Below are 14,235 nucleotides of genomic sequence, written 5' to 3'. Positions count from 1 at the left end.
TTAAAGGCCCAGCTAGCGGATGAGGTTTTGCAGCGCATCGTCGCGCTCGCGCCTCTGTGCCCGGGCAGGCACCAAGGAGGCGATCCATAGCCCCAGAACGAGCGCGGCGAAGAACACGGACACCTTGACCGTCGCCGTCGTCAGGATAACGATTGCCGGCCCGGGGCAGATGCCGGACAAGCCCCAGCCCACGCCGAAGATTGCCGCGCCGATGACGAGCGACAGCGTGATCGGGCGCTTGCGGTCCGGGATCGAAATGGGACCGCCGAGCGCCGCATTTCTGACGCGCCGCGCCAGTGCGAAGGCCGGGAGGGTGACGGCGATCGCGCCGACCATCACGAACGCGAGCGTCGGATCCCAGTTGCCCGCGACGTCGAGAAAACCGAGGACGCGGTTCGGATCGGTCATGCCCGAAATGACGAGGCCCGCGCCGAAGATGAAGCCGAAGATCGCTGACGTTATCGCGCGCATTCAAGCCCCCGCAGCGAGGTGGCGAACGATGAAGACCGTCACAGCGGCAACACCGATGAAAGTCAGTGTCGCCACGAGCGAGCGCGGCGACAGGTTCGAGATACCTGAAACGCCATGGCCGCTCGTGCAGCCCGTGCCTAGCGCCGTGCCGAAACCCACGAGGACGCCCGCAATGGCGAGTGTCGTCACGCTGGCCGGAATGTCGCCGGTCGGGCTGCCGACCGGGTTGATATCAAACGCGGACACATAGGGGGCAACGGCCGGGAGGGCGAACCCGGCCGCGATGAGGCCGAGGACGAAGGTCCACCGCCAGACGCCCGCCTCGCCTCTTATCGCGCCACCGAGGATGCCGCTGATGCCTGCTACCCTGCCGTTGACGAGGAGCAGCCCCGCCGAGGCCGCCCCGATCAGGGCACCCCCTATGAGTGCGTTCGATATCGATGCCATCTCGCTAATCCTTATAGCGCTTCGGTTCGTCGAATTTGTAGCCGATGGCGAAGCCGACCGCGACCTCGGAAAGCCGAATGTTCGCTTCGCCACCGCCGAACGCGGCGAGCGAGTTATGCCCTTTCACCTCGGTTTCGGGCGCGTAGAACGCGTAGCCGCTATATTCCCACTTCTTCGACGCGGATTCCCAGGTGAAACCAGCCGTGAAGTGGCTTTGCACCGTGGCGGGCGCAAGGATGTTGAGGAAAGTTTCCTCCTCGCGGATCACCTGGTTCGTATAGGCATAGCCCGCGCGGAGCTGCAATTGCTGCGTCGCCTGCCAGTTTGCGCCGATGCGGAAAACGTTGGCATCCTTCCAGTTGAAGCCTGGGCCATCGCTGCTGCCTAGCGCCTTGCCGCTGAACAGCGTGGTGAGGCCCGCGTTACCGACCGCGTTGATGCTGCTGTAGTTGATGAACTGGTATTCGCCGGTAAGATCCACACGCGGTGTCAGCTTGTAGGCAAAGCCCACGCCGAAATTCTGCGGGGCATTGAAGCCGCCCTGATCGGCGAGCAGGCCGCTGTAAGCCTTGAAATCCTGAAACGCAGTCTCGGAGGCATAGGTGGCGCCGAGGGTCAGGCGGTCTGATACATGGCCCTGATAGCCGATGCGCGCGCCGATGCCGAAAGCTTCGTCGGTGCCCTTATTCGTGAGCGATAAAGGCTCTGACGAGGAAGCGGTGAAGCCTGACAGGCCCTTTGCGCTGAAGCGCTGATAGGCCAGATTGACCGACACGCCGATGGAGTGGCCGGGCGCGATCTGGTAGGCCGCCGTCGGCGAAATGAAGAACTGCTCGAAGCTGAAACCGGTTGTCTGGTTGCTGAAGAACGGGTTCTTCTTGTAGCTCGAACCGAGGCCGTTGCCGTAGGCGGCGATGCCGAGCGCGAGATCCGGCGTCACCTGCGTGACATAGCCGACCTGCGGGATGAGATAGTCCTGACGGGCGTTGCCGTCGTAATTTCCATTCAGACCGTAGCCATTCCCCGTGATCGTCGCGCTGCGGTCGGGGCGGAACCATTCGGCGCCGACATCGAACCGGTTGCCGAGGAACAGCGCGGAAGCCGGATTGCTCGCGATGGCAACCGCGTCCTTCGGATATGCGATGCTTGCGCCGCCGATACCTTCGGCCTGAATGCCGTAGCCGTTGAAGAAATAGCCTTCGGTCGCGGATGCCGGTGCGCTCAAGGCGACAGCGGCTGCAAACAGCGCCGGAATCGCGCCGCTCATTTTATTCTGAAAAGACATGCCCCAATTCCTCTCGTGTGCCCCAAGCGGGGAACCGCCGTTCTCCCAAGGACGCGAGAAGCCTTTGCCCGAGGCTTGATCGCCAGGCGGAACCCGGGTCGATACCGGTTCAAGATTGCCGGCCCCGCCGGAATTTAAGCAGATCGGTCAACGATATTCTATAATGTCCATATATTTTATCAATAATAAGAAGCGCTTTTTCACCTCCTGGCGCGCGGCGCTGACAAAAATGCGCGAGGCAGTCCCGATGATGAAATCGCTGCCCCGGCATTCGCGGCGAAATGAAAAACCATCCCGACTTGCTTGCGTGCCCGGCGCTACGGAACCTCACTTGGCCCATTTCGTACAAAAGGCCTTGGGCGGTTCACCGACGTGTAAGAAACGCGACAGCCCGTCGCGTGCCGACACACCGCCAGCCCCGATTTTAGAAGCGTTCTGGCCTGTGGCACGGTCATTGCTTCACCGTCTTCAGAAAGCCGCTCGAACAGCGGCGCATCCGGGGGCACGGGCCGCATCGGCCTTCACCCTCCATGCGGCGGGCCTTTACGAGGATCGATGATGTTTGACGCAGAACAGCTTGCAGACACCGGCGAAGGCCAGAACAAGCCGCTGAACGATTTGCTCCAGAAGATTGCCGCCAGCAAAGGGTGTGAGACAAAGGCCGGACCGGGGAAATCCGGTTGCGGCTCGACGGGTACTGAAAGCACGCTTCCGCCGGAAATCTGGGAAAAGGTCAAGAACCACCCCTGCTACAGCGAGCAGGCGCATCATCACTTTGCGCGCATGCATGTGGCGGTGGCCCCCGCCTGCAACATCCAGTGCAACTACTGTAACCGCAAATACGACTGCGCGAATGAATCTCGCCCGGGCGTGGTGAGCGAGCGGCTCACGCCCGAACAGGCCGCGAAGAAGGTGTTCGCCGTCGCCTCAACCATACCTCAGATGACGGTGCTTGGCATCGCCGGGCCGGGCGATCCACTCGCCAACCCCGAGAAGACCTTCAAGACATTCGAACTCGTCGCGCAGACCGCACCCGACATCAAGCTGTGCGTCTCGACGAACGGCCTCATGCTGCCGAAGCTCGTCGACCGCATCTGTCAATACAACATCGATCACGTCACGATCACCATCAACATGGTCGATCCCGAAGTCGGCGCGAAGATCTATCCCTGGATCTTCTACGAGCACAAGCGCTATACCGGCGTTGAGGCGGCTCGCATCCTCTCCGAAAACCAGCTTCGCGGCCTCGAAATGCTGACCGAGCGCGGCATCCTCTGCAAGATCAACTCGGTGATGATCCCCGGCATCAACGACGAGCACTTGGTCGAGGTGAACAAGGCGGTGAAGGCGCGCGGCGCTTTCCTGCACAACATCATGCCGCTGATCTCCGCGCCCGAGCACGGCACCGTTTTCGGCCTGAACGGTCAGCGCGGCCCGACGGCGCAGGAGCTGAAGGCGTTGCAGGATGCGTGCGAAGGCGACATGAACATGATGCGCCACTGCCGTCAGTGCCGTGCGGACGCCGTGGGCCTCCTCGGCGAGGACCGCAGCGACGAGTTCACGACAGAGAAGGTCATGGCGATGGAAATCGACTACGATCTCGAAGCGCGCAAGGCGTATCAGGCGAAGGTGGAAGCGGAGCGCGACGCAACGCAGGCCGCCAAGGCGGACGAAGTGGCGAAGCTCGCGGGAGAAAAGAGCGACATCGCCATCCAGGTCGCGGTTGCGACAAAGGGTAACGGCCGCGTCAACGAACACTTCGGCCACGCGACCGAATTCCAGATCTACGAGGTTTCGACGGACGGCGCGAAGTTCATCGGTCATCGCCGCGTCGATCTTTACTGCCAGGGCGGTTTCGGCGACGACGACAAGCTCGAAACGGTGATCCGCGCGATCAACGACTGCACGGCCGTTTTCGTGGCCCGGATCGGCACCTGCCCGAAGGAAGGCTTGCTCAAGGCCGGCATCGATCCGGTCGATCGCTTCGCGCATGAGTACATCGAGCAATCTGCGCTTGCATACTTCAAAGAATATTTAGAAAAAGTCCAATCTGGCGAAATCGTGCACGCCGCGCGCGGCGATGCGGATATTCGGCAGGGTGCCTTCACCGCGGCCTAGCCGCCCCGACCCAGACCCATAGACAGGAGTTGAACCCTATGGCTTACAAGATCATCGCCTCCCAGTGCACCGCTTGTTCGGCCTGCGAAGCCGAGTGCCCGAATGCCGCCATCAGCGTGAAGAAGGGCGTCTACTTCATCGACCCGGCGGCTTGCACCGAATGCGTGGGCCACTTCGACGACGCGCAGTGCGCGGCGGTTTGCCCGGTCGAAGGCACGTGCGTTCCGGATCCGGCTCATCCCCGTTCTGCGTAAGGATTGAAGGTATGAACCTGACGGTTACTCCAGCAGCAGAAAAAGTGATCCGGCGATTTCTTCGCTTCGACGGCAAGCCCGGTAGCGGCTTCCGTCTCAAGGTGGCGCCGGGCGGTTGCTCCGGTCTTTCCGCCGAGTTCAGCGTCGAGGCCGAGCCTCGAACGGACGAAGCGGTGATCGAAATCAACGGCCTGAAGCTTTTTCTCGGTGCCGAGAGCCGTCTTCTTCTGGAGGGGGTGACGATCGATTTTTCCGACACCCCACTTCAGTCGGGTTTTGTCTTTCACGATCCGAAGCAGCAGGCTGGCGGTTGCAGCACCGCCCAGCCGGTGCTGTTCGACATTACCGAGCTTAAAGTCCAATAAGTTTTTCCGCTTCTCCGGAGGCGGAAAGACATCTTTTTCGAGACCGTTCGCAAGAGTGCGGACCATAAGGATGGATATGAGTCCTGCAATCGAGTTCGGCAAAGGGGAAGCGCATCCGATGGAAGATGCGCTCCTGACCGCCGCGCTTCTCGGTGCGGGCCTCCCCGAGAAGGCGCAGCGCTATCTGGATCTCGCCGCCGCCTCGTACCAGAACGCGGAGATTGCCGAAACCCACCTCCTCAAGGCGAGGCAGGAAGCGCCGGACCATGCGGCGGTGCTGATCGGGCTTTACCGTTTCTATTTCTACAAGAACCGGCTGGAAGAGACGCTGGAAATCGCGCAACAGTGCATCCGCAAGGCGGCACGCGATCTGGGCCTTCGCGACGACTGGCGGCTCGTATCCGCCCACGATGCGCAGTTCGGCGACTTCGGGGCCATGCTGCCTCGGTTTTTCCTGTTCTCGCTGAAAGGATATGCGTATCTCAATATGCGGCTCGGGGAGATGGACGAAGCCCGCGCCGCCGTGTGGAAGCTTCTGGAACTGGACCCGACCGACAAGATCGGCGCCAGGGTGTTGCAGGGCGTGCTCGATCGTATGGGGCAAGACGATGACGACTGACGCTGACACCGACATCAACGAAGCGATCGACTGGCAGGGCCAGGCGGTCGCCTGCAAGGGCTGCCGTCATCGGGATCTTGCCGAGGAAGAACGCTGCAAGCTGCGCCACGCCTGCGTGAACGACCGCTATGCACGCCGCGTCGACCGCTTCTTCGACTGGAACCGCGAGTTCGCCAACCACTATCTCAACCACCCCTATTTCGAGGTGCGCGCCATCGCGGCGAAGCACGCGGACATCTTCCGCCTTCCCGCTCTTCTGAGCGATCCCGATGAGGCTGTTCGCTGGAATGCCGCAAGACGGCTGCCGAAGCGTTACCTCCTCAACCTGCGCGGCGACCCGCATCGCGAAGTCCGCATACGCGTGGCGCAGCTTGTCGATCCCACCGATCTTTTCGGCATGATGCGCGACGAGGATTATTACGTGAGGCTTGTGGTTGCGCGCCGCGTCGCGCCCGACGAGCTGGTGGCGATGATCTCCGACGACGAGCCGGAGGTGCGCCGCGTCGTCGCCCGTCGCATCGATGCCGACATGCTTTGGCGGCTTGCGACCGACCCGGACGACGGCGTGCGCCTTGAGGTGGCGCGCCGGCTTTCGCCGCCTGAACTCGCCGGCTTTTACCGCGATCCCGATTGGCGCGTGCGTTACGAAGCGGCGAGCCGCATGATCCCCGGTATGCTTCAGGCCATGCGCGATGATCCGGACGAACTCGTTCGCGAACTCGTTCTGAAACGGATCGACGCGCAGATGGCGACCGAATTCGAAGGCAACGTGGTGCCGTTTCCGTCCGCCGGTGCTCCCGAAAAAACGCGCGAGGCTTCAACATGACGAATATCAGCCGCGACAGCGACATCGTCGAACTGAACGACGCGCCGTATTTCTATTATGGCGACAAGGTGCGCTCGAAGAAGGTGGTGCGCAACGACGGCACCTATCCCGGCAAGGAAATCGGCGAAATCCTCTGCCGAAAGGGCGAGGAAGGCTTCGTCGTCAGCATCGGGACATTTTTGCAGCAATTCTATATCTATGGCGTCGAATTCATCGAAACCGGGCATCGCGTGGGCATGAAGCGCAGGGAACTCATGCTCGTTGACGATCCCGATGAGGAAGAGACGCCCCAAGAAGGAACGAACACATGAACGCGCCGAAATTCCAGTGGGGCCAGATGGTCAGCGCCGCACAGGATCTTTTCAACGACGGCTCCTTTCCGGACGCGCCGCAGGACAGCCTGCTTGTCGCTGCCGGCGAAAAGGGCGAGATCGTCAATGTCGGGATGCATGTCGAGACGAAGACGAACATCTATCTCGTCGAATTTAACGAAAAGATCGTCGTTGGTTGCTTCGAGGGCGAAATCAGCCCCTTGTAGCGGCCGCCAGCCACAAAACGGCTCCGGGGAGCCAGGGAGAATTCAATGAAGGTCATGATCCGCAAGTGCACCGAGGGCAAGCTTACGATCTACGTGCCCAAGAAGGATCTGGAAGAACCCATCGTCGAGATGGAAAAGCCCGAAATGTGGGGCGGCGTCATCACGCTCGGCAATGGCTGGCGTCTCGAATTGCCGGATCTTCCTGTGGACACGAAGCTGCCGCTCACGGTCGAAGCGAAAAAGCTCGCTGATTGATCATGCCATTTTCTGCTGAAGACCTTGCGGGCATCGATGCGGTTCTCTCGGCGGCGGACGCGGGAGCGGGGGCCATATCGGCACTTCGCGCCCGGTTTCCCGGCCTTTCGATCACGCTTTGCGATCCGTCCGACGTCGACACGGAAGACCCGTTCAAGGAATACGAACGTTTCGACCTGCATCTCGTGAACGGCGCAGGGCATTGCTGGCAACTCACCACAGACCCGAACGCCGCGACAGGTATCGTTGTAGTAAAGAAAAAGCATTCGGCCTGAGTCTTATTTTGACTCTCGCGCGCTTCAACTTTCGATAACGAAAAGCTGAAGCAAGGTTTACTGGCATACCATCTCCATATCTGACAAAAATCAAACAAGACCTGCGAACAAACGTCGCGGTGAATGTCAGAAGAAGGAGATGCAAAATGTCGGAACGGGTTTTGGTGCACGTACGCTTTACGCCGAACGGCCTCGTTACAGAGATCGGCGAACGCCCGGCAGGCGTCAGCGCACAGGCGTGGTTCGACCGCCTCAGCAATGGCGGGTTCCACTCGTACCAGCCGCTTTCGGGCGGACGCGGCGTGTTCCGTCTGCATCCCGCAGAACTCTCGTCGCATAGGGCGGCATCGCTCAACTGAGCGGAGGAGACATCGTGACGAACGTGGTTGAGACGATACGCGAGGGACTGAACGGGGGAACCGTCATTCCTTACCTCGGGCCGGGCGTCCTGAAACTGGCCGGACCATCCGCTGTTCCCGAGTCTCCCGAAATCCTCGTGGATCGCCTCACCGCGAAAGCGACCGTGCCGCACAAGATTCGAAAGAATCTCACGGCAGCGGCTCAGTTCATCGAAAACTTCAAGCACCGGAAGACCGTAGCCGCCGCGATGACGGAGGCGTTCCGTTCGAACATGCCGCCGACGGCGCTTCACCGCTATCTGGCCTCGGTCCCGGCGCTCAAGCTTCTCGTTCACGCGTGGTACGACGACTTGCCCCAGAAGGCGCTCGCGGGCCGTGAAGGCTGGAGCGTGGTGCAGGGCGTCAGCCAGGCGGAATATCACGGTTCATGGTATCATTTCTTCAACGCGGACGGCACGCCTAGCTCCGCCGATGCCGCCGCCGCGAGCGCGCCACTGCTCTATCAGCCGCTGGGTTCGGTGGCTCCGGCCTCGAACTTCCTCGTATCGGACTCGGACTTCGTGGAAGTGCTGACCGAAATCGATATCCAAACACCCATCCCGGAGGCCGTGCAGGACATCCGCAAGGGACGCAGCTTCGTTTTCCTCGGCTGCCGGTTCAACACGCAGCTTGAGCGCATCTTCGCGTGGGAAATCATGAAGCGGTCGTCGGACAAGCACTGGGCCGTGCTCCCCGAGACGCTCACGCGGAATGAAGAGCGCTTCCTCGAAGTCTATAATGTCGAGCGCATCGCCATGCCGCTCGAAGAGTTCGCGGCGCAACTCACCGGTATCGACGAACGCCCCTACGAACCGGCTCTCGCAAAAGCGTCCTGACGAGCAGGATTGCGCCGACGGAAAAAGCCGAATTCGGCTGCTGAAGGTAGCCGTTCGGACTGCGGCCATTTTGACTGCGGCCATGGGAATCGGAGCGCATCGACGCTCCCGGCTTGCCTCTCCCAACGGGAGAAGGGTAGGGTGAGGGGCAAATTGCAAGGCCCGCATGCCCCTCATCCTGACCCTTCCTTACCAAGGAAGGCGGCGGCCTGTCGAGCGGCGGCCGTGGAGAATGCACCAATGCCGCTGCCAGTCTCCGTTATCGATTCCCTCCTCGCCGAAGATACGCCCGATGGCGATCTGACGACGCTCTCGCTCGGCATCGGTGGCCGTCCGGGGCGCATGATGTTTCGCGCGCGCAAGGCCATGACCGTGGCGGGCATCGAAATAGCCGCCGCGATGATCCGGCGAGCCGGCGCGGAAGCGCAAATCGTCGCTCGGTCCGGCACGCGCGCTGCGGCGAGCGACCTGTTGCTGAAGGCACGAGGCAACGCCAATGCCCTGCACGCGGCCTGGAAATCGTCGCAAACGCTCGTGGAAATCCTCTCCGGCATCGCGTCGGCGGCCCGCAGTCTCGTGGATGCCGTCGAGGCCGTCGATCCGGCCATCCGCGTGGCATGTACGCGCAAGACGGTGCCGGGCGCGCGGCGGCTTTCGGTGATGGCCGTGCGAGCTGGCGGGGCTGTGCCGCATCGCCTTGGGCTGTCCGAAACGATCCTCGTGTTTCCCGAGCATCGCGCGTTCATGCCGGACGCCAACCTCGCGGACATCGCCGACAGGCTCCGCCGCGAGGCTCCGGAAAAGAAGATCGGGGTCGAGGTCAAGAGCGTGGAAGAGGCGGGCGAGGCCCTCGACGCCGGGTTCGACATCATTCAGCTTGAGAAATTCGAACCGGGCGAGGTGGCAGATGTGCGCTCGCTCGCGGACGCAGCCCGCTCCCGGGCGCTCCTTGCCGCGGCGGGCGGCATTCATCCCGACAACGCGAGCGACTATGTCCGCGCGGGTGCTGGCCTCATCGTCTCATCATGGCCCTATACAGCGCGCCCGGCCGATGTTGCCGTCGCCATCGAGGCGGACGGTTAGCCTGGAGCGGCCCGGAAATCGGCATCGATGCGACGCTGAAAAAGCCGATACCGTCGCAAATCTACAGCGCGTCGCGCCCCGTCTGATTTGCCTCGTAATGTTGCAGGGGCGTCGTGTGCTCCCCCGCGTAGCCACTGGCTTTATCGGAACGCGGGTTACCATCGCTCTTGATTCCCGCAGCGATATAGCTTTTGCAGGCGCGTTGTCGCTCAGCTTCCCGGGCGGCCTGTCTTCAACGGTCGCCGCCGCTTGCCGCGCAGCTTCGGCTCATCGTCGCCGTCCTCGCCGACAATGATGGTCTTGCCGGGTTTGAGCGTCTTCAGGTCAGGCGCAGGACGCGACGGGGCGGGCTTGCCGCCCGGCAGCGGACGTTCGGCGTGTGGCCCCATTTCGTCCAGCGATGGCTTGTGCGGCCGCGAGAGCGGCGAGGCGCCCCTCTCTTTAGACGCGTTTTCCTCGCGCGAACCGGCCTCCCCCCCGCTCGAAAGCGCTTTTGCGGGCAGCCCCCATTGCATGTTGCGGCTTTCGCGGCTCGACGCCGCCGGCTTGGCGATGCGCGATCCCGGTTCCGCATCTGCTCCGGTCGCGGCTTTTGTATTCGCCTCGGCGGCGGCCTGCCAATCCCGCGGCGCGTCCGAGCCTTCGCCCGTTGTGAACAGCGGGCTTTTCGCCAGCGCCGCCCCGGCCGCCTTTTTCTCGCCCGCCTTGAGCTTGCCGCGTTTCCTGCCCGCGCCTTCGCCGGTCGTCTCGGCGACATCGACGCCGATCTGCGGCACCCAGGATGTGCGCCCGCCGCCGTCGTAGCGGCCCGCCCGATCCTCGACCTCGGACTGGCGCGCGAGCGGATCGTCCATGATCGTCATCTCGACGTCGCGCAAGCGCTTGACCTCGTCGCGCAGCCGCGCCGCCTCTTCGAATTCGAGGTTCGCCGCCGCCTCGCGCATCCGCTTTTCGAGATTCGCGATCACGGCCTGAAGGTTGTGGCCGACGAGCGGCGTCTGCGCGCCCTCCGCGAAGCCCGCGTCCACGGTCACGTGGTCGCGCTCGTAAACACTGGCGAGAATGTCGCCGATATTCTTGCGCACCGATTGCGGCGTGATGCCGTGCTCTGTGTTGTACGCCATCTGTTTCTCGCGGCGGCGGTTCGTCTCCGCGATGGCGCGCTCCATCGAGCCGGTGATGCTGTCGGCGTAGAGGATCACGCGGCCGTCCACGTTTCGCGCCGCGCGGCCGATGGTCTGGATCAGCGACGTTTCCGACCGCAGGAAGCCTTCCTTGTCGGCATCGAGGATGGCCACCAAGGCCACTTCGGGAATGTCGAGGCCCTCGCGCAAGAGGTTGATGCCGATCAGCACGTCGAACGCGCCGAGCCTCAGGTCGCGGATGATCTCGATGCGCTCCAGCGTGTCCACGTCCGAATGCATGTAGCGAACCTTGAGGCCCTGCTCATGTGCGTATTCGGTGAGGTCTTCGCTCATGCGCTTCGTCAGCGTGGTGACGAGCACACGATAGCCCCGCGCGATCGTCTTGCGACATTCGTCGATGAGGTCGTCGACCTGCGTCTTGACGGGACGGATTTCCACCGGCGGATCGATGAGGCCCGTCGGGCGAATGACCTGCTCCACGAAGACGCCGCCCGTCTGCTCCATCTCCCATTTGCCGGGCGTGGCCGAGACGAAGGTCGTCTGCGGGCGCATCGCGTCCCACTCCTCGAAGCGGAGCGGGCGGTTGTCGATGCAGGACGGAAGCCGGAAACCGAACTCGGCGAGCGTCGATTTGCGCCGGAAGTCGCCCCGAAACATGCCGCCGATCTGCGGCACGGTCACGTGGCTTTCGTCCACGAACACGAGCGCATTGTCGGGCAGGTATTCAAACAGGGTCGGCGGCGGCTCGCCGGGCGCGCGGCCCGTGAGCCAGCGCGAGTAATTTTCGATGCCGTTGCAGGAGCCGGTGGCCTCGATCATCTCGATGTCGAACTGCGTGCGCTGCTCCAGCCGCTGCGCTTCGAGCAGACGGCCCGTCGCGTTGAAGCGCTGCAACTGCTCCTGAAGCTCCTGCTGAATGCCCCGGATCGCCTGGTTGAGCGTCGGCTTCGGCGTGACGTAATGTGAATTTGCGTAGATCTTGACGAGCGCGAGATCCTGGGTCTTCTCGCCTGTCAGCGGATCGAACTCCGCGATGCTCTCCACTTCATCGCCGAACATGGAGATGCGCCACGCGCGGTCCTCCTGGTGAGCCGGAAAGATTTCGATCGTGTCGCCGCGCACGCGGAAATCGCCGCGCGCAAAGCTGACATTGTTGCGCTTGTACTGGATCGCCACGAGGTCGGCGAGAATCTGCCGTTGCTGGATGCGGTCGCCCACCTGAATGGTGAAGGTCATCGCCGAGTAGGTCTCGACCGAGCCGATACCGTAGATGCACGAGACTGACGCGACGATGATCACGTCGTCGCGTTCGAGCAGCGCGCGCGTCGCGGCGTGACGCATCCGGTCGATCTGCTCGTTGATCGACGAGTCCTTTTCGATGTAGGTGTCGCTGCGCGGGATATACGCTTCCGGCTGATAATAATCGTAATACGAAACGAAATACTCGACCGCGTTATCCGGGAAGAAGGATTTGAACTCGCCGTAAAGCTGCGCCGCAAGCGTCTTGTTGGGCGCGAGAATGAGCGCCGGACGCTGCGTTTCCTCGATCACCTTTGCCATGGTGAAGGTCTTGCCGGACCCCGTGACGCCGAGCAGCACCTGTTCGCGTTCGAGCTTGGTGACGCCTTCCACAAGCTCGCGGATGGCGGCGGGCTGATCGCCGCGCGGCTCGAAATCCGACTTGATGACGAAGGGTTTGCCGCCCTCGCTCTTCTCCGGGCGTGGTGGCCGATGCGGCATGAACATCGGCATGTTTTCGCCGGTGAGCAGCGGGTGATCGCCGATGGGCGGCAGTTTGCCCTGCACATGCGACGGCAGCGGCATCGCGCCGGTCGGCTTGAGATTGCGCAAAGCCGGGATGAGATGCGCAGTGCTTTCGGACGTGTAGGCGACGTCGTGCTCGAACGCTGCCTGCGGAGCTTCCTCGAAGCCGCGACGGGTGCCCGATTTCGCGCCCGAAGTCTTCGCTTTTCCGGCCGAAGCCTTGACCGATCGCGTCTTTTCCATGCGCCTTATATGCCATCGGAAGGTGGGTTCGGCTAGATCGCGGAGCGTTGAACGCCGTTTTCAATGACGTCGCCACGCCATAGGACTTTAACTTAAGTCGAAACTGTCTTAAAACCTTCGCAGTTTTGCGTTGGGGGCACGGGGCGAAGCGATGCTGGGGCTACGGGTTGCGTTTTCTTTTCTCGTCATACTGGTGGCGGGGACTGCGTACGGTCAGGATATGGCCAATCTTGGTATATTGACCGGGTCGAAGACTGGGACCTACTTCCAGTTTGGGAATAACATCAACACAATCGTTTCGAAGGTCTGCAATACTCCCGTCGTCGTAAAGGAAACCGGCGGTGCAATTGACAACCTGAAAAAGCTCCGCCTAGAGCCTTTTGTCCAACTGGCGCTCACTCAACATGACGTTCTTTCCTTTGTCCGCCTTTACCGGAAGGAAGACAAGGAGCTTCAGGAGTATGTGGACCGATTCCGATATGTCTTCTCGCTCTATCCTGAAGAAATCCACATCGTTGTGAGGAGAGACAGCGGCATAAAATCGATGAAAGATCTTAGGGGCAAGCGCGTCGCAACTGGCGCGTCGAACAGCGGGACACAGGTTACGTCGACGCTGCTGTTCGGGATGCTGGACATTCCGATTTCGCCCGTGATGATCTCGCCGGACCAGGCGCTGGACCGACTTTTCGTAGATTTCTTCGACGATGCCTCCATCGACGCATTCGTTTCCGTCGCGGGCAAACCGACGAAGCTGCTTTCATCGAACGATGCTCGCATGCAGCAACTGACGCTTTTGCCTATCGATGACCCGCGCGTGTTCGAACTTTACAAGAGCGCGGGCTTTTCGGCGGGAGACTATCCTTGGCTCGATCACGACGTCCCAGCCGCCGCCGTGCTATCGGCGCTGATCACATATGATTTCAAGGGAGCGAACTGCGACAATGTCTCGATGATGGCTCGCCAGATCCGATCGAATCTCGATGAGTTGCAGCGGATCGGACATCCCAAGTGGAACGAGGTGAAACTCGACGAACCGATTCCAGGCTGGGAGCAATATAAATGCGTGGTCGCGCGCTCCAAGGTGCGCACGCGGCCCGGCGAGCCCTGTAAGTTCGTGGACAGCACGGCGGCGGCTTCCGTTACCGTGCCCGCTCCGGTGGCAAGCCCGAGAAACGATCCCTGCAAGGATCTGACCGGAGCCGAAAAGAAAATCTGCGAGATAGCGAATCGGCAGGCCTATCGCTAAAGCTGCGAAACGCAAAAGGGCAGCCACTTTGCAGCCGCCCCTCTCCCTCACCCCGGCCCGCTGGGAG

The 14,235-nt window shown here is 61.8% G+C and carries 17 protein-coding genes; 13 read left to right on the top strand and 4 right to left on the bottom strand.

The window, feature by feature from the left end; genetic code table 11:
* Positions 1-12: 12 nt before the first annotated feature.
* Genes EK416_RS16540 through EK416_RS16530 form a run of 3 tightly spaced genes read right to left on the bottom strand, consistent with a single transcriptional unit; the run spans position 13 to position 2,203 of the window.
* Entirely contained in the window at positions 13-471 is a 459-nt protein-coding gene (locus EK416_RS16540; protein ID WP_127079428.1) for a DUF6691 family protein, read from the bottom strand.
* Positions 472-918, bottom strand: coding sequence for a YeeE/YedE family protein (locus tag EK416_RS16535; protein ID WP_127079427.1), 447 nt, complete (start codon positions 916-918; stop codon positions 472-474).
* A 4-nt stretch (positions 919-922) separates the two neighbouring features.
* On the bottom strand, positions 923-2,203 hold the full coding sequence (locus EK416_RS16530) for an OmpP1/FadL family transporter (protein ID WP_127079425.1): 1,281 nt from the start codon (positions 2,201-2,203) through the stop codon (positions 923-925).
* 558 nt (positions 2,204-2,761) lie between these two features.
* Here EK416_RS16530 and nifB point away from each other — a divergent pair.
* The 12 genes from nifB (at position 2,762) to modD (ending at position 9,770) form a co-directional block, all read left to right on the top strand.
* A complete protein-coding gene (gene nifB, locus EK416_RS16525; protein WP_127079841.1) occupies positions 2,762-4,321 on the top strand; it encodes a nitrogenase cofactor biosynthesis protein NifB in 1,560 nt (519 codons plus the stop codon).
* A 38-nt stretch (positions 4,322-4,359) separates the two neighbouring features.
* Positions 4,360-4,575 carry a 4Fe-4S dicluster domain-containing protein gene (locus tag EK416_RS16520; protein WP_127079423.1) on the top strand — a complete coding sequence of 72 codons (216 nt, stop codon included), beginning with the start codon at positions 4,360-4,362 and terminating at the stop codon, positions 4,573-4,575.
* 11 nt (positions 4,576-4,586) lie between these two features.
* On the top strand, positions 4,587-4,940 hold the full coding sequence (locus EK416_RS16515) for a HesB/IscA family protein (RefSeq protein WP_127079421.1): 354 nt from the start codon (positions 4,587-4,589) through the stop codon (positions 4,938-4,940).
* A 76-nt stretch (positions 4,941-5,016) separates the two neighbouring features.
* Complete coding sequence (locus tag EK416_RS16510; RefSeq protein ID WP_342634634.1) at positions 5,017-5,559, top strand: hypothetical protein; 543 nt, start codon at positions 5,017-5,019, stop codon at positions 5,557-5,559.
* Positions 5,549-6,385 (top strand): 4Fe4S-binding leucine-rich repeat protein, encoded by an 837-nt coding sequence (locus EK416_RS16505; RefSeq protein ID WP_127079419.1) that lies wholly within the window; start codon positions 5,549-5,551, stop codon positions 6,383-6,385. Before EK416_RS16510 ends, EK416_RS16505 begins: the two co-directional genes overlap by 11 nt.
* On the top strand, positions 6,382-6,696 hold the full coding sequence (locus EK416_RS16500) for a nitrogen fixation protein NifZ (protein ID WP_127079417.1): 315 nt from the start codon (positions 6,382-6,384) through the stop codon (positions 6,694-6,696). Before EK416_RS16505 ends, EK416_RS16500 begins: the two co-directional genes overlap by 4 nt.
* Positions 6,693-6,923: a nitrogen fixation protein NifZ gene (locus tag EK416_RS16495; protein ID WP_127079415.1), complete on the top strand. Its 231-nt coding sequence runs from the start codon at positions 6,693-6,695 to the stop codon at positions 6,921-6,923. The genes EK416_RS16500 and EK416_RS16495 overlap by 4 nt, the downstream gene beginning before the upstream one ends.
* Before the next feature lie 45 nt (positions 6,924-6,968).
* Positions 6,969-7,178, top strand: coding sequence for a putative nitrogen fixation protein NifT (nifT, locus tag EK416_RS16490; RefSeq protein WP_013420975.1), 210 nt, complete (start codon positions 6,969-6,971; stop codon positions 7,176-7,178).
* Positions 7,179-7,180: 2 nt separating this feature from the next.
* Positions 7,181-7,453, top strand: coding sequence for a DUF6129 family protein (locus EK416_RS16485; protein WP_127079413.1), 273 nt, complete (start codon positions 7,181-7,183; stop codon positions 7,451-7,453).
* A 146-nt stretch (positions 7,454-7,599) separates the two neighbouring features.
* Positions 7,600-7,812: a hypothetical protein gene (locus EK416_RS16480; protein ID WP_127079411.1), complete on the top strand. Its 213-nt coding sequence runs from the start codon at positions 7,600-7,602 to the stop codon at positions 7,810-7,812.
* A 14-nt stretch (positions 7,813-7,826) separates the two neighbouring features.
* Positions 7,827-8,687, top strand: coding sequence for an SIR2 family protein (locus tag EK416_RS16475; RefSeq protein WP_127079409.1), 861 nt, complete (start codon positions 7,827-7,829; stop codon positions 8,685-8,687).
* Positions 8,688-8,927: 240 nt separating this feature from the next.
* Entirely contained in the window at positions 8,928-9,770 is an 843-nt protein-coding gene (gene modD, locus EK416_RS16470; RefSeq protein WP_127079407.1) for a ModD protein, read from the top strand.
* A 209-nt stretch (positions 9,771-9,979) separates the two neighbouring features.
* On the opposite strand, the gene uvrB is transcribed toward modD, so the two are convergent.
* Entirely contained in the window at positions 9,980-12,922 is a 2,943-nt protein-coding gene (uvrB, locus tag EK416_RS16465; RefSeq protein ID WP_127079405.1) for an excinuclease ABC subunit UvrB, read from the bottom strand.
* Positions 12,923-13,073: 151 nt separating this feature from the next.
* Here uvrB and EK416_RS16460 point away from each other — a divergent pair, with 151 nt between their 5' ends.
* Positions 13,074-14,168, top strand: coding sequence for a TAXI family TRAP transporter solute-binding subunit (locus EK416_RS16460; protein ID WP_127079403.1), 1,095 nt, complete (start codon positions 13,074-13,076; stop codon positions 14,166-14,168).
* Positions 14,169-14,235 lie beyond the last annotated feature (67 nt).

Origin of the sequence: Rhodomicrobium lacus, from assembly GCF_003992725.1 — a bacterium.
Classification (GTDB): Bacteria; Pseudomonadota; Alphaproteobacteria; order Rhizobiales; family Rhodomicrobiaceae; genus Rhodomicrobium; species Rhodomicrobium lacus.
The sequence above is the reverse complement of the archived record's forward strand: the minus strand, read 5'-3'. Positions and strand labels throughout refer to the sequence as shown.